The organism is Marinomonas sp. NPDC078689, from assembly GCF_044542435.1.
GTDB lineage: Bacteria > Pseudomonadota > Gammaproteobacteria > Pseudomonadales > Marinomonadaceae > Marinomonas > Marinomonas arenicola.
On the sequence record NZ_JBITUJ010000010.1, the window covers coordinates 29862 to 48026 of the forward strand.

Consider the following 18165-nt stretch of genomic DNA (forward strand, 5'->3'; position numbering starts at 1 on the left):
CCCTTTCTACCGTACCGTAGCCAATTCAAAACGATGCTCAGGTTTGGCAAAAACAAATTGCCCGGTGCTGATAGCACGCTCTTTAAAGCCGCCTTCGCAATACGCCAAATAGAAATCCCACATACGACAAAACACATCATCGAACCCCATATCGAGCACTTCTCGACGGGCATTGTGAAAACGAGCCCGCCAATCTGCCAAGGTTTTCGCATAATGCTCGGTAATGTCTTCTAAACCGATAATCTGCATGTCCGTTTTTTGGGCTATTTTATGGGCTATCACCTGGTTCGATGGCAAGCAGCCGCCGGGGAAAATATAACGCTGAATAAAATCCACCGAACCGCGCGCGTAGTCATAACGCTGATCGGCAATGGTAATCGCTTGAATCACCATCACACCATGAGGCCTCAGTAATTCACTGCATTTACTAAAGTAGCTGTCGTAATATTCATGACCCACCGCTTCGATCATTTCAATGGAGACCAGCTTGTCATATTCCCCCGTTAAGTCTCGATAATCTTCTAATAAAAGGGTGACTTTATCACTCAAGCCCGCTTCTTCAACGCGGCGTTTAGCAAACTCATATTGCTCTTGGGAAATAGTGGTCGTGGTAACATGACAACCATAATGCTGCGCCGCATGAATGGCCATCCCGCCCCAACCGGTTCCGATTTCTAACAGATGATCGTCCGCGCAGAGCTGCAGTTTTTGGCAAATACGATCCAGTTTATTGACCGCAGCGTCTTCTAAAGAGGCGCTACTACTGGGGTAAATAGCGGCTGAATACATCATGCTAGGATCGAGAAATAACGAAAAGAAATCGTTGCCTAAATCGTAGTGAGCAGAAATGTTTTTCTTTGACCCTCGCTGACTGTTGGCATTCAACTTGTGGGCGATTTTGGCGCCCACTCGGCTCCAGATAGGACGTTTGGCATCCATCCTATTGATCACATTTAGGTTCGCAACCATAAGACGAATAACACCAACAAGGTCCGACGAGCTCCACCAGCCTTTCATATAGGCTTCCCCAGAGCCAATGCTGCTGTTTAAGAAAATATCCCGATACGCATTCTTATTATGAACCTGTATATGAGCATGGTAGCTAGCGCTTTCTTTAGGCTCACCGAATTCATACATTTGCCCCTCATCGTCTAAGGTTAAATGCCCCACGTCGAGTTTTTTTAACATGCTAAACACGACACGTTTCGCAAGTGCATTAAACCACTCACTGCGGCGGCTCTTAGTGACTTTCTGGTTATTGATACTGACTGAATTCATGCAACCATGCCCCTTTATCTTGATCATTTATGATGCGATGACGCGTCGCTTGGATGAGAATGAAATGGCACTTTTTTCAACCATAACTTCAACGCTTGCCAGTAAATCCCCATCGCCACTTTGAGTGTCATAACAGGATAGTTAAACAACACCTTAGCCAAAGCAGAGCGAGAAATACTCGCTCGATTGAGCGTTAAAGTCGCATCAAATACGCAGCGCTCGTTGTCATCTTGTTCTTTATTCTGCATGTGAATCGCCAACTTCTGACCTGGTAACGAACTACGCCAATCATAAAAATGGTTCATCGGATGAAATGGCGAAACATGCATTTCTTTATTAAAAAGAATACGTTGAGAATGACGAGTCGGATCACAAGAAAGTACATAAGTTACTCGCTCCTGCCATGGCGTATTCGTTACTTCTAGTAAGATGGCGCAAAGCTGCTCTTGTTCATTAAAGCAGTAATACAAAGTAATAGGATTAATAATAAATCCAAAATAACGACAGTTTGTGAGCACCCTAACCGGACCATTTAGCTGCGTTCCAAGCCTATTGTTAACCGCATTGAGCACCGCGTCTTTTAGCGGCACTGTGTCGTCACCAAAATAATCTTGGCGTTTAAATCGCGCCAGACGGAACGCCTTTTTTGACCACCAAGGGCTCAGGGCTAACACCTCATCCAGTTCATCAAGGTCAAAATACATCATGAAAACCGCATAACTAAAATCATGTTTTTTAGGTTCAAACCGACGATGTCTCACGGTGCCATGATAGATAGCACTGTGATAGCCGTCAGCCTTGATCGCCTTGTCCGTTACCATTCAACCCCCAAACCATTGGCCACCCGTACGCCACTCCAGCAGCCATCTTCATGGAAACCATTACGCCAATAAGCACCGCAAAACCATGTGTTGTTCACGCCATTAATGTCCTGCCAACGTTGCTGGGCCTTAATGCCATCTAAGGTAAATGTAGGATGAGCATACTGATAACGACCAAGCACCTTTTTGGCGTCAATCATCTCTGTTTGATTGAGCGAAACAACGTAGGTTGTTTCGCTGCTAAAGCCCTGCAAGATATTCATGTTATAGCTTAACGTCGCAGGCTTATTTTGTTCTTTTCCAAGATGGTAATTCCAACTCGACCACGCCAGTTTGGCATTTGGCAGCAAGCCTGTGTCAGTGTGCAGCACCACTTCATTATTACGGTAAGGAATAGCGGATAAAATCGCTTGTTCGTCGTCACTGGCATCATCGAGCAAAGCCAACGCTTGATCACTGTGGCAAGCAAAGATTACTTGATCGTAGTTTTCTGTCTCCCCATGCTCAAAGTGTAGCGTCACAGAGTCCCCTGAGCGCGTCACTTTTTTGATGTTGCAACTGGTTCGAATACGATCTTGGAACGAGGCCACTAAGGGCTGTAAGTAAGCGGAAGATCCCCCTTTGATAACACGCCACTGGGGGCGATGGCTCACACTGAGCAATCCATGATTTTTAAAAAAACGAACAAAAAACACCAAGGGGAAATCCATCATTTCTTCAAGCGTTGCTGACCAGATCGCGCTGCCCATAGGAATCAAATAATGGCTAGCAAAGCGTTCACCATAGCCTTTATTTTTAAGGTATTCCCCTAGCGACAAACCTTCTTTTAACTCACCACTGTCTAAGTCCTGAATGGCTTCTTTGTTGAACTGCATGATGTCTTTTAACATGCCTAAATAGGACCAATTAAAGAGATTACGGCGTTGAGCAAACAAGGTATTCAGGTTGTTGCCACCGTACTCAAGTCCAGTGTTCTGGCAACTCACGCTAAAGCTCATTTCAGTAGGAGTAGACGCCACGCCTAATTCATCCATCAGGCGAATAAAGTAAGGGTAAGTCCAGTCATTAAAAACAATGAAACCGGTATCAATAGCACGCAGTTGTTGCCCTTCTGGAATCTGCATTGTGGCCGTATGACCGCCGATTCTTGAGGCTGATTCAAACACAGTTATCTGATGTTTCTTTTGTAATAAGTAGGCACTCGTTAACCCAGAAATCCCTGATCCGATAATGGCAATATTCACTTACTGTCTCCTTAAACTCACTTGTTTCATCCAACAAGCGCATACTATTACTCTATTGTTTGGGGGCCGTCATAGCGGTCCAACGTTTTGGAAAACACCTTGCGAGCCACAACATGGCACTCAGCCGCTTGGGGAACGCATATTCATATGGGCGCTTCATTAACGCCGACTCAATGCGCGCGGCTGCGTCTTCGGGCGACATAAGAAACGGCATTGAAAAGGTGTTTTTTTGAGTCAGTGGTGTGTCGACAAAACCGGGCAGCACGCAGGTCACATCAATATTTGAAGACTGCAAATCGACCCGTAACGAAGACAGAAAATAGCGCACCGCCGCTTTACTCGCGCCATACGCTTCAGCTTGTGTAAAGGCCGCTTGTACCGCCTGAGAACTGATGCCTACAAGGTGTGCAGACTGGGCCTTTTTCAGCAATGGCAAACTGACGGCGACGCAGTTCACCAGCCCAAAATAATTCACCGACATGATGCGCTTCATCATTTCCCAATCAGGGTGTTGGAGATCTAAATATTCGCAGTTGCCCGCATTGAGAATCACACAATCTAAATGTTGGGTTTGCTGCTGTATTAAGGCACGTACATGGTCAATCTGAGACGCATCGGTCACGTCATAAGGAATAAATGTTAAGGCTGGATTTGCCTGTAATTCGCTCAGCTTCCCTTCGTTTCTGGCGCTTGCGAAGACCTGATAATCACGCGCCAAATAGCGCTCAACCAAGGCATAGCCAATGCCAGAACTTGCTCCGGTAATCCAAATGGTGAGCTTTTGCTGTACGTCTCCCATGCTTTACTCCCTAGTTCACCGCTAAGCGTTTTTTTAACCCTTTCACGACCCCGCCCAATAATGGCACCTGCTCATAGAGCATCTGGCCTAGGTCGTACACGTCTTCATGGTAGTAAATGCGCTCATTAAACTGGATTTGACTGATGCCACGAACGGTGATGGTCTGCTTGCCTAATTTAGGGTGCTTAAAGTGCATATTCCATTTAATGTAAGCGCTATGCTCTGCCACCATCTGATCCAGATATTCGAAACGTCCACTGTGAACATCCAGGCATAAATCGGATAAATAAGCATGCAATTGCTCTATGTTTCTGACTTCCTGTACTGGGTCTTTAAAAATGACATTGTCGTCATAAATATCGCCAATTTGAGGCAATGGGATCCGCTTTAGATCCTTATAAAAAAATTTAAAGCGCTCTATCAATGTGTCTTTAGCGTCCATTTTGGCTTCCACCGTCGCTTTGCAAGTCATCTTCGCAATGGCGGTATTTATTTGGCCATCGCACTACAAGAGGTTAAACGTATGCATTCTTCACTTGGACCACTTTAAAAACGATAAACACCAGAAAAATCTTTATAGGTTTATCAATTCACAAGTGATCCACTATGCTTAACCCAGCGTATAGATAACAAACACACGGCACGACAGTGCTACGACGTCGCCTTCTTAGCCTTTGATGGAGTCATATATGGAGCGTGCCAAACAGACACTATCTGATGACCAGTTAGTGCAAGACATACTTGCTGTAGCTGAACATCGAGATCAAGTTGCCTTGACTCGTCTGTTTGATCACTACGTGCCTAAAATCCGAGCGTTTTGTTTAGCGGCACAACCGGGAGCCAATTTAATGGCCGATGACATCGCTCAAGAGGTGATGATTCGAGTCTGGCGTAAAGCGCATTTTTATAACCCAGAATTAGCGGCCCTCAATACCTGGATTTTCACCTTAGCAAGAAACGCCAGAATCGATTACTTTCGTAAAAATGGGCGTCATCAAACCAACATTGATTCCGACTTTTTGTTTCAAGACATTGTTGATGAAAACGCAGACCCTTTCAAAAGTGCTCAGCATAAACGTGATCAAGAGCAGATTAAGCAAGGATTTAGTCATCTTCCGGAAGACCAAAAACAGGTGCTGTATAAAGTGTATTTAGAAGGCAAAACCCATAAAGAAGCGGCACAAGAGTTATCGCTACCACTTGGGACAATTAAATCTCGAGTACGATTAGCGCTCCATAAACTAACGATTCACATAAAGAGGTAGTCATGATGCTTAACTACCATCCAACCATAGAAATGCTCACGGACTATGCCGCTGGCTCATTACCATTGACCTATTCTTTGGCGGTTTCCACCCACTTAGAGCAATGCCAAGAATGTCAGCAACACGTACGTAAACTGGAACTATTAGGCGCTAATTTATTCACCAAAAAAGCCCCTGATCAGCAGACAACAGACACGCTAAAACAGACCTTTTTTGACAAACTCAACGCTGAAGTTGAGGCGAATACGGCGGCTCAAGCAATGGCTAGTACTTTAGAAGATACGGAAAAAGCACCACTCGATGGCTATTGCATTCCCCGTAGCCTGCGCCAATTTGTCAGCCGTAATTATGATGAACTGAGTTGGATGAGGCTGTCCCCTGCGGTCAAAATCGCCACCTTGTGCGAAGAAGATGGCGTACAAGTAGCGCTGACTCGTATAAAAGCGGGCGCTCATATCCCGACCCATACTCATGCTGGCGAAGAAATCACTCTGGTTCTTGAAGGCGCCTTCTCCGATGAAAAAGGCATCTATTCGTGTGGCGATTTTGTCAGCCGTAATGCCAAACACAAACACAAGCCAAGAGTCACCAAAGACGCGGAATGTATTTGCTTAACGGTATTGGACGCACCCATCGAATTTACCGGCTGGTTGACGCGTTTTCTCAACCCTATTATGCGCCGCCATCATCCCAGTACGCAGCGTGGCTAAAGTGGAAGGCTTCATGAATAAGCGGAACGATAGCGACGCGTTTTCCGAAGATAGGCTACAACAAGAAATAATTATGAAAATATGGTACAGTCCTTGTTCAACTAACAATAAGGACTCACATTATGGCTACTAAAAAGAAGCAACCTGCCGCCTCGGAAACTTCGGAATCCATTGAAAAACAAATGCAAGAGTTCCTTGCTCGCGGTGGTCAAATCGACCAAATTAACTCAGGTGTCAGTGGCCAATCTCAGCTTACGGGATCTCGTCATATTTCCCTAGGTAACAATAAAACGAAAAGCCAATAAGCTTTTCTTTTTATTGTTCAAAGCGTTAATTTGTATTGCAAGGATAGCGATCAAATGACCCTTTCCTTGCTATACAGCCCAAATCACTGCGCATTTCCTTTCTAATGCCAGCAACATCCTTTGCTGCTTTTTGTACTAAACAAAAACACGCCCCGCGTTATGCTTTTTTCTCTCTGCCTGCTTATTAAATATAGATCGCATTCTAATAATATCGCACACTAGAAGAGTACTCAGTCGCCACATTCTACAAAGGAATTACCCTCATTATGCTAACCGATTCAGATCGTGCTTTTTTCCGTCCTAAATGGCGCCGCGTGGCGGCCACTGTTTTTTGTGCCGCCTGGGCCGTACTCGAATGGGTATCGGGTGAAGAATTCTGGGGAACCGTGGCCATCGGAATTACCATCTATTGCTTATGGAATTTTTTCTACCGTTTTAACGAGACACCAGAAGAATAATCTCAAGACGCTCCTTGTTGATCTTGCCGACGTTTTTCTAAGTAAATGAAAATCGTCACAAAAATGTGAAGACAGCTCCTTACTAGAAGCGCATTCCATACCATCTTGAGACGCTTAATTTACTGACTCTTTGTTATAATTCTCTGCGTTGAGTTTCTACTTTTCTTTTTCTTGCTAGATAGGCTTTTGCCTCATCTGAAAAAGAAAGTTTCCCAGATGACTCCGTCGCAGCTGCCCTGCAGCTCGCGATTATTGCCCACTTCGGTGGGCTTTTTTTTGCCTTTCATTTATGAAAGCAACCCTCTGTGTTATCGCCATCCAGTACTCATATTCCCTGTCATTTTTCCGACATCTTATCGTCACCCGTTTGTCACATCCGCCCTCTAGTCTCAAAGCAACTAACAAAGAAACTTTCCCTTTCGTGGAGCGTCACTGTGATACAAGTAGAACAATTGATTGCCAGTAAATCACCTCAGTTCTTCGACAAGAGCCCTTTAATCACACGCCCAACTTTAAGCGTCCTAAAACGCCTCTTTCATGAAAATGAAGTGAATCATTTTTTAGAAGCCAATGGCGATTGCATCGGCTTCGAATTTATTGACCGTGTTTTAGACCATTTCAATTTTACTTATCAAGTCGGCCAAGTGGATCGTCGTAATATTCCCGCCAGCGGACGGGTTATGATCATTGCGAATCACCCTCTTGGCGCGCTCGATGGATTGGCTCTACTGCGCCTAATCGGTGAAATCCGCCCTGACGTAAAAATCGTTGGCAATGACTTATTAATGGGCTTCGATGGCCTCAAAGATCTTGTTCTGCCGGTTGATAACATGGGCGGAAAAACAGGACGCCAGCAGCTGAAAGCGATTATGAATTGCTTACACAATGAAGAAGCCGTGATTATTTTCCCTGCAGGAGAAGTGTCTCGATTGTCCCCAAGCGGTGTCAAAGACCAAGGCTGGAATCATAATTATTTGAAGCTGGCGCAAAAGACCAACAGCCCATTACTTCCTGTGCACATTGGCGGTCGCAACTCTATGTTGTTCTACACCAGCTCTTTAGTGTATCGCCCTCTTTCTACGATCCAACTTGCTAACGAAATGTTTCGCCAAAGAAACCGAAAAATTCCAATGCAAGTCGGTCAGGCTATCCCGATTCAAGAGCTCGCAAAATTACCGTTAAGCGACAAAGAAAAAAGCAAATTGGTAAAACGTCATCTTTACCGTATCGCTAAGGGGAAAAAGCCATTATTGAAAACGGAAAAGACCGTTGAGCACCCACAAAACAGACAGATGATTCGGGCTGAACTAAAACAATCCGAACACCTAGGCAGCACCAAGGACAATAAACAAATCTATTTGTTCGACCACGACCCATCCTCGGTCACCATGAAAGAGATCGGCCGCTTACGTGAGATAGCCTTTCGTAAAGTAGGGGAAGGCACTGGAGAGCGCTCTGACCTAGATAAGTTTGACCAATACTATCGTCACCTTATTTTATGGGATGAAGAAGAGCTAGAAATCGTTGGGGCTTATCGCATTGGTGAAGTCGCTCGCTATATGAAAGAAGAAAGCCCTAATCGCATATACAGTGCGGAGTTGTTTCGATATTCATGCGACATGGCAACGTATTTTGAACAGGGCATTGAACTTGGCCGCAGTTTTATTCAGCCAAAATATTGGGGCAAACGCAGCCTAGATTATTTATGGTATGGCATTGGCGCTTATCTCAATCGTCACCCTGATATTCGCTATATGTTTGGGCCTGTCAGTTTAAGCAACAGCTACCCGCAAATTGCCAAAGATTTTATTGTTTCTTTCTACCGCTTATATTTTTCTGATAAAGAACATCTAGCACGCTCTTTTACGCCGTACCAAGTAACCCCAGAACACGCTGAGATCATTGCGGGTTTATTTTCTGGTACAAGCTATGAAGAGGATTTCAAAGTACTCAAGGAGCAACTCGGGCATTTTGGCGCCAGCGTTCCGACCTTGTTCAAACAATACAGTGAAATTTGTGAGGTAGGAGGGGTTCGCTTCTTAGACTTTGGTGTCGATGCCGACTTTGGCTACTGTGTAGACGGTTTAGTCTTAGTAGACCTAAATACAATCAAAGAAGCGAAAAGAAAACGCTACCTAGGCCAATGATGATGGCGTTTAGAGTGATGGTGAAACTTTCGATGATGCTTAACGTGAGATCGTTTGAAAACGACAAGGTAAATGATCTTAATGACCAAAATAGCACTTAACACGACTAATACAGTCAGCTGAAGATCCATACTATCACCTCTCTTTTTACAGTGAGTGCGTTATGTCACTCTCTCATTATAGTGTATAGGTGAGAATAAAATGTGCATTTTTTGATCTACAGCACCAAACAATGGCAGCGATTTCGTCGCATTTTCATTATGATAGTAGAGTGTTTTTCTGAGTAGCAAGAGCAAGAATTGGATTCTTTAATAGTATTAACAAGTTACGATTCATGGCGCAGGACTTGCTTATATCAGGGGTGTCTTTAATTGCCACCCTAAACATTAATGGCCTCTCAAAATGGACGATGGAGTTGGAAATGATTGAGAAAAAGTACTTAAAAACCAAACCTGAATGCAAAGTAAAATTTGCCCTTCCTGCTGACAAAGTAGGTACTGCGAAAAGCGTTGCGGTCGTTGGCGACTTTAATAATTGGGATTGCACCGCCAACCCAATGAAAAAACAAAAATCAGGGGTATTTGCCTCAACTCTCAGTTTAGAAGTGAACGCAGCCTACCAATTTCGCTATGTGCTAGATGGCACCCAGTGGCTAAACGATGACATGGCCGATGATTACGTGCCAAGCCCGATAAGCTACGACAACAATGGTGTCATCAGCCTCTAAGAAGGCTTTATAGTTTTCTTCACACCCTTGCTTCATAGCACGAAGCAGGGGGTGTTCGTTCGTCTCAAGCTTTCTTAATTAACGGACTTTTACGTCCGGCTGCCATAAAGCCCTTTCTTTCTCTAGTAACTTAACTTTATCCTTAGACCACTAATTATTGGATTGCGGCTGCAATTTATAGTCAAAAAATGTACAATTGTTTTTATTAAACGAGCGTTTAATAAAAACGCGAAAGTCAAAACACCGATTATTCAAGCGAATTTATCGTCAAGAAACCAAACGATTAAAGAGGTTTATCATGGCACATCAGCAGCAATATATTCACGGTCGCTACCTTGCATCAACAAGCGGAGAACATTTCGACACGCTAAACCCAGCAACAGGCGAAGTGATTGCTACCATCGAGCATGCCGGACAAGCTGAGTTGGATGCTGCTGTCGAGTCAGCAAAAAAAGGCCAGCAAGTATGGGCTGCAATGAGCCCAGTTGAGCGTGGTCGCATCCTTAAAAGAGCCGCTGAATTGTTGCGTGAAAACAACGAAGAGCTGGCTCGTCTAGAAGTGTTAGACACAGGTAAACCTCTACAAGAAGCCATTTGTGTTGATATCGAAACCGGCGCCGATGTCATCGAATATTACGCAGGCCTAACCGATAAAATCCAAGGCGAATACCAGGACCTTGGTAACGGTAACTTTTATTACACTCGCAAAGAAGCGTTAGGAGTTTGTGCCGGCATTGGCGCTTGGAACTACCCTATTCAAATCGCTTGCTGGAAATCCGGTCCTGCTCTAGCAGCTGGCAACGCGATGATTTTCAAGCCTTCTGAAGAAACCCCACTAACGGCGCTAAAACTGGCTGAGATTTACACTCAAGCCGGCTTACCAGATGGCGTCTTCAATGTGGTTCAAGGGGATGCTCGCACCGGTCAAATGATTACCGCGCACCCTGGCATCGACAAGGTGTCCTTCACCGGCGAAGTTGGCACAGGTAAAAAAGTCATGGCGGCTTCAGCGCAATCTTTGAAGCAAGTGACCATGGAATTAGGTGGTAAGTCCCCTATGATCATTTTCCCTGACATGCCAATCGATCAAGCCGTGTCGGCGGCGATGCTTGCCAATTTCTATACGCAAGGCGAAGTATGTACCAATGGCACACGCGTTTTTGTGCATGCAGACATCATGGAAGCCTTCACCAAAGAACTAAAAAGCCGCACAGAAGCCATGATCATTGGCGACCCCATGAACATGGAAACCCAAGTTGGCGCGCTAATTTCTAAAGACCATATGCAAAAAGTATTGGGCTTTATTGAAGCGGCAAAAGCCTCTGGCGCAACCTTGTTATGCGGTGGTTACCAAGTCACTGACAATGGGTTAGAAAACGGCGCATTCGTTGCGCCAACCGTGTTCACGGATTGCACCGACGACATGCCACAAGTGCGTGAAGAAATCTTCGGCCCTGTTATGTCAGTCTTAAGCTTTACCGACGAAGACGAGGTTATTGCCCGTGCAAACGATACAAAATATGGCTTAGCAGCCGGTGTTTTCACCAAAGACTTTGCTCGTGCACACCGTGTGATCAACCAAATGCAAGCGGGTATTTGTTGGATCAACGCATGGGGGTCTTCTCCGGCTGAAATGCCTGTCGGTGGTTATAAAGAGTCTGGCGTGGGCCGTGAAAATGGCATCGAGACTTTATATCACTACACGCAAAACAAAAGCGTGTTTGTTGACTTAAACGACATTCAAAACCCTTATTAAGCGAGCACAGACATGAGCAACGAACTGTACGATTACATCATAGTCGGCGCGGGCTCCGCAGGGTGTGTGCTGGCAGACAGACTCACAGAAAGTGGTGACAACAAGGTACTGCTATTGGAAATGGGCGGTTCAGACAAAAGCCTATTTATCCAGATGCCGACCGCCTTGTCCTACCCGATGAACACGGAAAAATACGCTTGGCAATTTCATACCGAAAAAGAGCCAGGCTTAGACAACCGTGAAATGCACTGCCCACGCGGCAAAGTATTAGGCGGCTCTTCTTCCATCAATGGCATGGTGTATGTTCGAGGCCACGCTTGCGACTTTGACCAATGGGAAGAGCATGGCGCCAAAGGTTGGAATTACCAAACCTGTCTGCCGTATTTCAAAAAAGCAGAAACATGGAAAAACGGTGCGGACACTTACCGTGGTGGTCAAGGCCCTCTGTCGACCAACAATGGTAACGACATGACCTACAACCCACTTTATCAAGCCTTCATAGACGCAGGTGATGAAGCAGGTTACGGCAAAACCGACGACTACAATGGCTACCGCCAAGAAGGTTTTGGTGCCATGCATATGACGGTAAAAAAAGGCGTACGAGCCTCAACCTCTAATGCCTACCTGCGCCGTGCAATGCTACGTTCTAACCTGACATTAAAAACGGGTGTTCTTAGCCATAAAGTCGTATTCGAAGGCAAAAAAGCCGTAGGCATAGAATTCAGCAACAATGGCCACACCCAACAAGTCAACGCGCGCAAAGAAGTCATCTTATCTGCGGGATCTGTTGGCTCTCCGCAATTATTGCAATTGTCAGGTGTGGGGCCAAAAGACGTACTTGAGAAAGCTGGCGTGCCACTTTTACACGAGCTTCCTGGTGTGGGTGAAAATTTGCAGGATCACCTGGAAGTCTACTTTCAGTACTTCTGTAAGAAGCCCGTCACACTAAACAGCAAGCTTGGCTTGATCAGCAAAGGCATGATCGGAACCCGATGGATGCTCTTTAAGACAGGCTTAGGGGCGACGAATCACTTTGAATCCTGTGGTTTTATCCGCTCCCGTGCTGGCTTAAAGTGGCCTAATATTCAATACCACTTCTTACCTGCTGCTATGCGCTACGACGGCCAAGCCGCGGTAGAAGGCCATGGTTTCCAAGTGCATGTAGGGCCGAACAAGCCTGAAAGTCGTGGCAAATTATGGATTGAATCTGCAGATCCACAAGCTAAGCCTAGAATTCTGTTTAACTACATTTCAACAGAACAAGACAAGCAGGATTGGCGCGATACTATTCGCCTGACGCGAGAAATACTTCAGCAACCCGCCTTGAACGAATTCCGTGGTGACGAAATTCAACCTGGAATCGACATTCAAAGCGATGCAGACATCGACCAGTGGGTAAAAGAAAACGTTGAAAGCGCCTACCACCCTTCTTGTACTTGTAAGATGGGTGACGACAGCGACCCAATGGCCGTATTAAACGAATATTGCCAAGTTCGTGGCTTGCAAAATTTGCGCGTGGTCGACTCGTCTGTGTTTCCTACTATTACCAACGGCAACTTGAATGCGCCGACTATCATGGTGGCTGAAAAAGCCGCCGATATGATTCTTGGTAAGCAAGCGCTGCCTCGCTTAGAAGCGCCGGTTTGGATTCACCCAGAGTTTGAAAGCAAACAGCGTTAATCCATCGGACCTAATACGCCCGCGACGGTGAATGCTAGATCAGTACTTGAACAAACAAAAACCCAAGTAGATTTTTCTACTTGGGTTTTTTTAATGGCGGCAAAGACGCTGGATATTAGTGCCTAAAAAGGGTCTTCTACCACACGATATTGCTTACGGTGAGCATCAAATCGATACCAAATACCCTTACACTTAAAGTAGTCATGTTCTTGATAATGCACTACTTTATGGTCTTCAGGTATGTCGTCTACCCAAACACCTGGTGACGGCACAATAACGACATATCCTCTTGGTCCATCGCGATAAAAAACGCCATCTGAATAATAAATGTCGTTTCTGACGACCACATGACGCGGAGGCAGTGTCGTCAATACAGAACCAATTGCTACCCCAGCACCAAAAGCAAATAGACCCAGTGGCGCACCGCCGCGCGGCCCCATAGCGCAACCTGATAAGGTGAGGCAGCAGCTCAATGCTAAAACAGAACGAAATCTCATAACGATCTCCTTGTTATTTTATGATGAGCTACTAAGCCTTCTCAGATAGGCGAGTTTGGTGCTAGAAAGGGGAAAGTCCGACCTGTTTTTTGCCCCAAAAGCATCGGCTACGCCTCTCTAAATGCAGGTATCAGACTGGCTCATACATCGATTTAATTAAGAATAAGGCGTTTATTGATGGCTAGGTGGCGCAGGCAATTCGTCTTCTGTTAACGTGCCGCTGTTATCCGTATCAAAACGATCGAAGTCATCCGCTAGAGGGCCTCGTACTTCGTCTTTGGTCAGCACACCATCGCCATTAGCGTCTAGCTGTGCAAAAGAAGGTGGGTCTTTCGGTGGTTGTCCACCGGCTAGGCTATTAACAGAAAACAGCGCGAGTACGCTCGCCGTGATAACAGGCAGTAACACGGCCATTGACAGCTTTTTCATACTTTACTTCCCCTACTCGTTCATTGAACGTGAATCAGATTATTTTGTAAGGGAAGCATAAGTAGAAAGTTAGTATTCAATATGGAGAAAATGCCTACTGGTCGTCAAATTTATAACCAACACCGTAAACAGATTTGATGCAGTCTAGTTCTGGTTCTATTTCTTCTAGTTTACGTCTTAGGTTTTTGATGTGGCTATCAATAGTACGATCTGCAACCACTCTGTGATCGGAATAAATATGATCCATCAACTGATCACGGCTGTATATACGGCCGGCATTTTTGAACAAAAGCGCCAAAATTTTAAATTCAGCTGGTGTGAGAGCAACTTTTTGTTGGTGGTAACGCACCGTCATGGAAGGCTCATCCACTTGCAGTGTGCCTTGCGTTTTAATGGCTGGCGCTTCGCTACGGCGTAAAATATTTTTTACTCTGACCACCACTTCTCTGGTGCTATACGGTTTGCAAATATAATCGTCTGCGCCCAATTCAAGACCAATCAATCGATCAATTTCTTCTATTTTAGCGGTCGCCATAATCACAGGCACTTCACTAAAGCTGCGGATGTCTCGGAAAATATCCAGCCCGTTTCGGTTCGGTAACATCAAGTCTAGAATAATCATATCTGTATGATTTTCTTTAACAAAATCAACAACAAGCGAACCGTCATTCAACTGGCTGGCATGATAGCCTGCGTGTTCTAAATACTCACAAAGGATCGCCGCTAACGTCGGTTCATCTTCAACCACTAGAATACTTTTCTTTTTCTCATCCATTACTCATTTCTCTTTTCAATCTTACTTCAATGACTAAACCGCCCAGTTCGGAGCGCTTCGCCACAATGCTTCCGCCGTGCATCATGACGATATTATGGCAAATAGACAATCCCAAACCTGAACCACCGTGGGAACGGCTACGGGATTGGTCTACTCGATATAGACGCACAAATAGTTTGCCTAAGTGAGCATCATCAACACTTGGAGCGGAGTCCTCGAAGAGCAACACAAGGTCATCATTTTGCTCTAGAACCGACAGCTTTATTGTGCCGGGTGCGTCCGTATAGCGAAGGCTATTTTCTAATAGATTTACACACAGCTGCTCTAATGTTTTTTCATCTCCTTTAATAAAAATAGGCTCTGAAATCAATCGTTCTAAGCGCAGACCTTTTTGTGCCATCCTGTGTTCGAAACGATTGGCGACGGATTGCAGCAAGGCCACAATGTCCAACCGACGAACGTCCAGTTGATACACGCCCGCATCGGTTTTAGACAAGAGGTAAAGATCATCCACCAAACGACGCAATCCCATCACCTGATGGTGCATAGAATCCATGCGCGTCATTTCTGGTTTGCGAATACCATCTTGAATGGCTTCTAACTCACTGCGCAAAACAGCTATCGGAGTTCGCAGTTCATGAGAAATATCGACTAACCATTGTTCACGACTGTCTTTTTGGCGTTTCAGGCTGCCAGCTAAATATTGAAAGCGATTAGCAAGTTCACCAAATTCATCATTACTACTGCTCTCAAACGTAAAGCTGTAGTCCCCTTCGGATAGGGCATTTGCCCCTTGTTGTAAGCGTTTTAATGGTGACAAAAAGTGACGCACCAACCCCAAGGCAACAAGCAAGGAAGCCAAGCCAGCTAGGCCGATAATCCAGATGAGGTTATGCTGCTGTTGCGCATAAAACTGCCCTACCAAAGGCCCTGAAAGCTGATTTTTTTGTTTAAGTACAAGCCAACCAACAATCTGTTTTCCTTGTTTAATCGGCTCCCTAAACCACTCAACACTGCTCTCTTTTGAATCAGAAAAATACACGCCAGCGATCCAATGATGATTGTCATCTTCAAGAAAAAGTCGATGACTGATGGGGCCAAACTCTTCCGACATAGCCGCATCTCTAGGGGGGAGATCATGGGGATCTGGACCTCGATCTGGACCTCGATTAGGCCCTCGCTCTAAGCCTGAATCTGGGCCGCCAAGGTCAATATTCGGTTTAAAATGACGCTCAGGCGCCGCGCTATTTTTAGGAAACGGCACGCCTAATTTTACAAAAAGATCCCCCCAAATTTCAGGTTGCTCTTGCAACTCTTGCCAACCAACGTTCGCTGAATAATACCCAGACAAAAGACTCGCTAGCTGTTCGACTTGCTCTTTTTCTTGCTGATTTAAGTACTCTTGAAAACCTGATTTGAAGCTGTAACTAACAGAAAAAGTCATTCCGATGACCAATAAAATACTGGTCATAAACAAGGAAATAAACAGTTTCGTAAATATAGGGACTCGCACAATATTTCCTTTCTATATGGCATAAAACAAGCTTTTTAGGCTCAAAAAGCACGTATTTTGGCGAAGTAAACTTCTCACTTTTCTCCATATTCACCACAAAATTTATGGCTACCTTGGGCTCTATTATTTCATTCTTGGGTACGCGCATGGCAAGCTTACTAGAAAATCGGATCTTAGCGTCCTTCTCGCAGTTTATAAAACAGAAGACCTATCCAACACAAGGCTGGTTAACCATTCAACTTGCTCTTCTGGTGCTGCTTCCCTATGTTTTTCTAGCCATATTGCCGATGGATAACAAAGGCATTTACGTAGAAATATTAAGCTTTTTAAATCTCGTAATGATGCTTTCCATGATGCTGCAATTCCCGCTGGCCGCGCGCTTAAAACACGCAAAACTCTTCTCTCGTATTGATTGGAATATGCAACAGCATAAGCGTATGGGAAAGTGGATTGGTGTGTTTTTCTTCTTACATCCTCTGTTAATTTTGCTGCCGAAATGGCTGTTATCCAGCGCAGATTTACGCTTATCCATTATTGAATCGATCACAGCGCCACGTTTATTAACAGGGATTATTGCGTGGGTTTTATTGGCCGTTTGGGTGCTTTCTTCCATTTATAAAAACAAGCTTCCCATTGCCTATGATAAGTGGAAATTATGGCATACCGCAGGCTTCATGGTGGTATTAATTCTGGCGACCTGGCACATCACCCAAGTAGGCAGTCACGGGCAGTTTGGTCAGTATATCAATCTGCTTTGGTGGTCGGCCTGTTTCTTATCATTGGCATTTACCGTCTATGGTTATGCGATTAAACCCAAATTATTAAGCCAGCATGCCTGTACCTTGGTGAGCCGAGAAAAAGTCAGTTTTAACGATTGGTTAATCACCTTAAAAACCCACTCTGCTTTTACTTTCCAGCCGGGACAATTTGTCTGGCTGAGCACTAAGACAAGCGCCTATGAGCTAGATTACCACCCATTTTCCATTGCATCTACGCCCAGGTCTCTACCGAATTTGTCCTTTGTAATCAGAGAATTAGGCGACTATACAAGGTCACTTGAACAACTCAAACCAGGACAAGCCGTCTTCGTCGATGGACCTTATGGCAATATGACCTTAGCGGCCAATGATGCCAGTAACGCTATCATTTTAATTGCCAGTGGCGTCGGCATAGCACCGATTATCGGCTTATTACGCACTCTCGCTGAAGCCAATGATCCTCGTCCGATTCGTCTCATCTACGGTAACCGAACCTATTCGCAGATGCTCTTCACTGAAGAATTGGCGCACTTTGAGAACACGCTGAATAATTTTAAAACCCGTTTTGTTTGTTATTTACCCTCAACCTTTGCGATTTATTACCAAGGTTTTATTGACCAAACTTGCTTACAAAGTGCGTTGCAAGATGTTCCGGTCGAGACCAGCTCTGTGTATCTCTGTGGTTCTGACATCGCGGTAAAAAACATCCGTAAAGGCCTGAAACAATTTCCCATTCCGGCGCGAAATATCCATTTCGAACAACTTTCATTTTAATAGGATCACATTATGCCCATTCATCAAATTTCCGGCTGTATCGGTTGTAATGCTTGTATTGAAAGCTGCCCTACCGATGTAATAAAGCTCGATGAAGCAACGCAAAAAGCCGTTATTCAATACCCTGAAGATTGCCAAATCTGCCACTTGTGTCGGTTATATTGTCCGGTAGGCGCCATCACTATTACCCCTGAAAAATCCATTCCCGTGATGGTTTCTTGGAGGTAAG

19 protein-coding genes are annotated in these 18165 nt (G+C 45.0%); 10 read left to right on the top strand and 9 right to left on the bottom strand.

The window, feature by feature from the left end; genetic code table 11:
* Positions 1–6: 6 nt before the first annotated feature.
* From ACIGBN_RS15055 to ACIGBN_RS15075, 5 genes are read right to left on the bottom strand one after another with little or no spacing between them, the layout of a single operon-like run.
* Positions 7–1278: a class I SAM-dependent methyltransferase gene (locus tag ACIGBN_RS15055; protein WP_396666367.1), complete on the bottom strand. Its 1272-nt coding sequence runs from the start codon at positions 1276–1278 to the stop codon at positions 7–9.
* 23 nt (positions 1279–1301) lie between these two features.
* Entirely contained in the window at positions 1302–2099 is a 798-nt protein-coding gene (locus ACIGBN_RS15060) for a DUF1365 domain-containing protein (RefSeq protein ID WP_396666368.1), read from the bottom strand.
* Positions 2093–3343, bottom strand: a complete 1251-nt coding sequence (locus ACIGBN_RS15065) for an NAD(P)/FAD-dependent oxidoreductase (RefSeq protein WP_396666369.1) — start codon at positions 3341–3343, stop codon at positions 2093–2095. Before ACIGBN_RS15065 ends, ACIGBN_RS15060 begins: the two co-directional genes overlap by 7 nt.
* 52 nt (positions 3344–3395) lie before the next feature.
* Entirely contained in the window at positions 3396–4142 is a 747-nt protein-coding gene (locus ACIGBN_RS15070) for an SDR family NAD(P)-dependent oxidoreductase (protein WP_396666370.1), read from the bottom strand.
* Between the two features lie 10 nt (positions 4143–4152).
* Positions 4153–4584, bottom strand: coding sequence for a nuclear transport factor 2 family protein (locus tag ACIGBN_RS15075; RefSeq protein ID WP_133004328.1), 432 nt, complete (start codon positions 4582–4584; stop codon positions 4153–4155).
* A 247-nt stretch (positions 4585–4831) separates the two neighbouring features.
* Here ACIGBN_RS15075 and ACIGBN_RS15080 point away from each other — a divergent pair, with 247 nt between their 5' ends.
* From ACIGBN_RS15080 to betA, 8 genes are all read left to right on the top strand, one after another.
* Positions 4832–5407, top strand: coding sequence for a sigma-70 family RNA polymerase sigma factor (locus ACIGBN_RS15080; RefSeq protein WP_133004327.1), 576 nt, complete (start codon positions 4832–4834; stop codon positions 5405–5407).
* Between the two features lie 2 nt (positions 5408–5409).
* A complete protein-coding gene (locus ACIGBN_RS15085) occupies positions 5410–6117 on the top strand; it encodes a ChrR family anti-sigma-E factor (RefSeq protein ID WP_396666372.1) in 708 nt (235 codons plus the stop codon).
* 122 nt (positions 6118–6239) lie between these two features.
* On the top strand, positions 6240–6422 hold the full coding sequence (locus tag ACIGBN_RS15090) for a hypothetical protein (RefSeq protein WP_133004326.1): 183 nt from the start codon (positions 6240–6242) through the stop codon (positions 6420–6422).
* Positions 6423–6688: 266 nt separating this feature from the next.
* On the top strand, positions 6689–6880 hold the full coding sequence (locus ACIGBN_RS15095; protein ID WP_133004325.1) for a hypothetical protein: 192 nt from the start codon (positions 6689–6691) through the stop codon (positions 6878–6880).
* Between the two features lie 434 nt (positions 6881–7314).
* Positions 7315–9027 (top strand): lysophospholipid acyltransferase family protein, encoded by a 1713-nt coding sequence (locus ACIGBN_RS15100; protein WP_133004324.1) that lies wholly within the window; start codon positions 7315–7317, stop codon positions 9025–9027.
* 421 nt (positions 9028–9448) lie between these two features.
* Complete coding sequence (locus ACIGBN_RS15105) at positions 9449–9754, top strand: isoamylase early set domain-containing protein (protein WP_133004323.1); 306 nt, start codon at positions 9449–9451, stop codon at positions 9752–9754.
* 298 nt (positions 9755–10052) lie between these two features.
* A complete protein-coding gene (gene betB / locus ACIGBN_RS15110; RefSeq protein WP_133004322.1) occupies positions 10053–11510 on the top strand; it encodes a betaine-aldehyde dehydrogenase in 1458 nt (485 codons plus the stop codon).
* Between the two features lie 12 nt (positions 11511–11522).
* The gene (betA, locus tag ACIGBN_RS15115; RefSeq protein ID WP_133004321.1) at positions 11523–13190 is read left to right on the top strand and encodes a choline dehydrogenase; all 1668 of its coding nucleotides are present in this window, start codon (positions 11523–11525) and stop codon (positions 13188–13190) included.
* 122 nt (positions 13191–13312) lie between these two features.
* Here betA and ACIGBN_RS15120 read toward each other — a convergent pair whose 3' ends face one another.
* The 4 genes from ACIGBN_RS15120 to ACIGBN_RS15135 form a co-directional block, all read right to left on the bottom strand.
* Positions 13313–13687: a DUF6515 family protein gene (locus ACIGBN_RS15120; RefSeq protein ID WP_133004320.1), complete on the bottom strand. Its 375-nt coding sequence runs from the start codon at positions 13685–13687 to the stop codon at positions 13313–13315.
* A gap of 171 nt (positions 13688–13858) precedes the next feature.
* On the bottom strand, positions 13859–14116 hold the full coding sequence (locus ACIGBN_RS15125) for an EF-hand domain-containing protein (protein WP_133004319.1): 258 nt from the start codon (positions 14114–14116) through the stop codon (positions 13859–13861).
* A gap of 94 nt (positions 14117–14210) precedes the next feature.
* Positions 14211–14891 carry a response regulator gene (locus ACIGBN_RS15130; RefSeq protein WP_396666373.1) on the bottom strand — a complete coding sequence of 227 codons (681 nt, stop codon included), beginning with the start codon at positions 14889–14891 and terminating at the stop codon, positions 14211–14213.
* A complete protein-coding gene (locus ACIGBN_RS15135) occupies positions 14884–16404 on the bottom strand; it encodes an ATP-binding protein (RefSeq protein WP_396666374.1) in 1521 nt (506 codons plus the stop codon). The genes ACIGBN_RS15130 and ACIGBN_RS15135 overlap by 8 nt, the downstream gene beginning before the upstream one ends.
* 146 nt (positions 16405–16550) lie before the next feature.
* On the opposite strand from ACIGBN_RS15135, the gene ACIGBN_RS15140 reads away from it, so the two are divergent.
* Positions 16551–17936, top strand: a complete 1386-nt coding sequence (locus ACIGBN_RS15140; RefSeq protein WP_396666375.1) for an FAD-binding oxidoreductase — start codon at positions 16551–16553, stop codon at positions 17934–17936.
* 12 nt (positions 17937–17948) lie between these two features.
* Positions 17949–18164, top strand: coding sequence for a ferredoxin family protein (locus tag ACIGBN_RS15145; protein ID WP_133004315.1), 216 nt, complete (start codon positions 17949–17951; stop codon positions 18162–18164).
* Position 18165 lies beyond the last annotated feature (1 nt).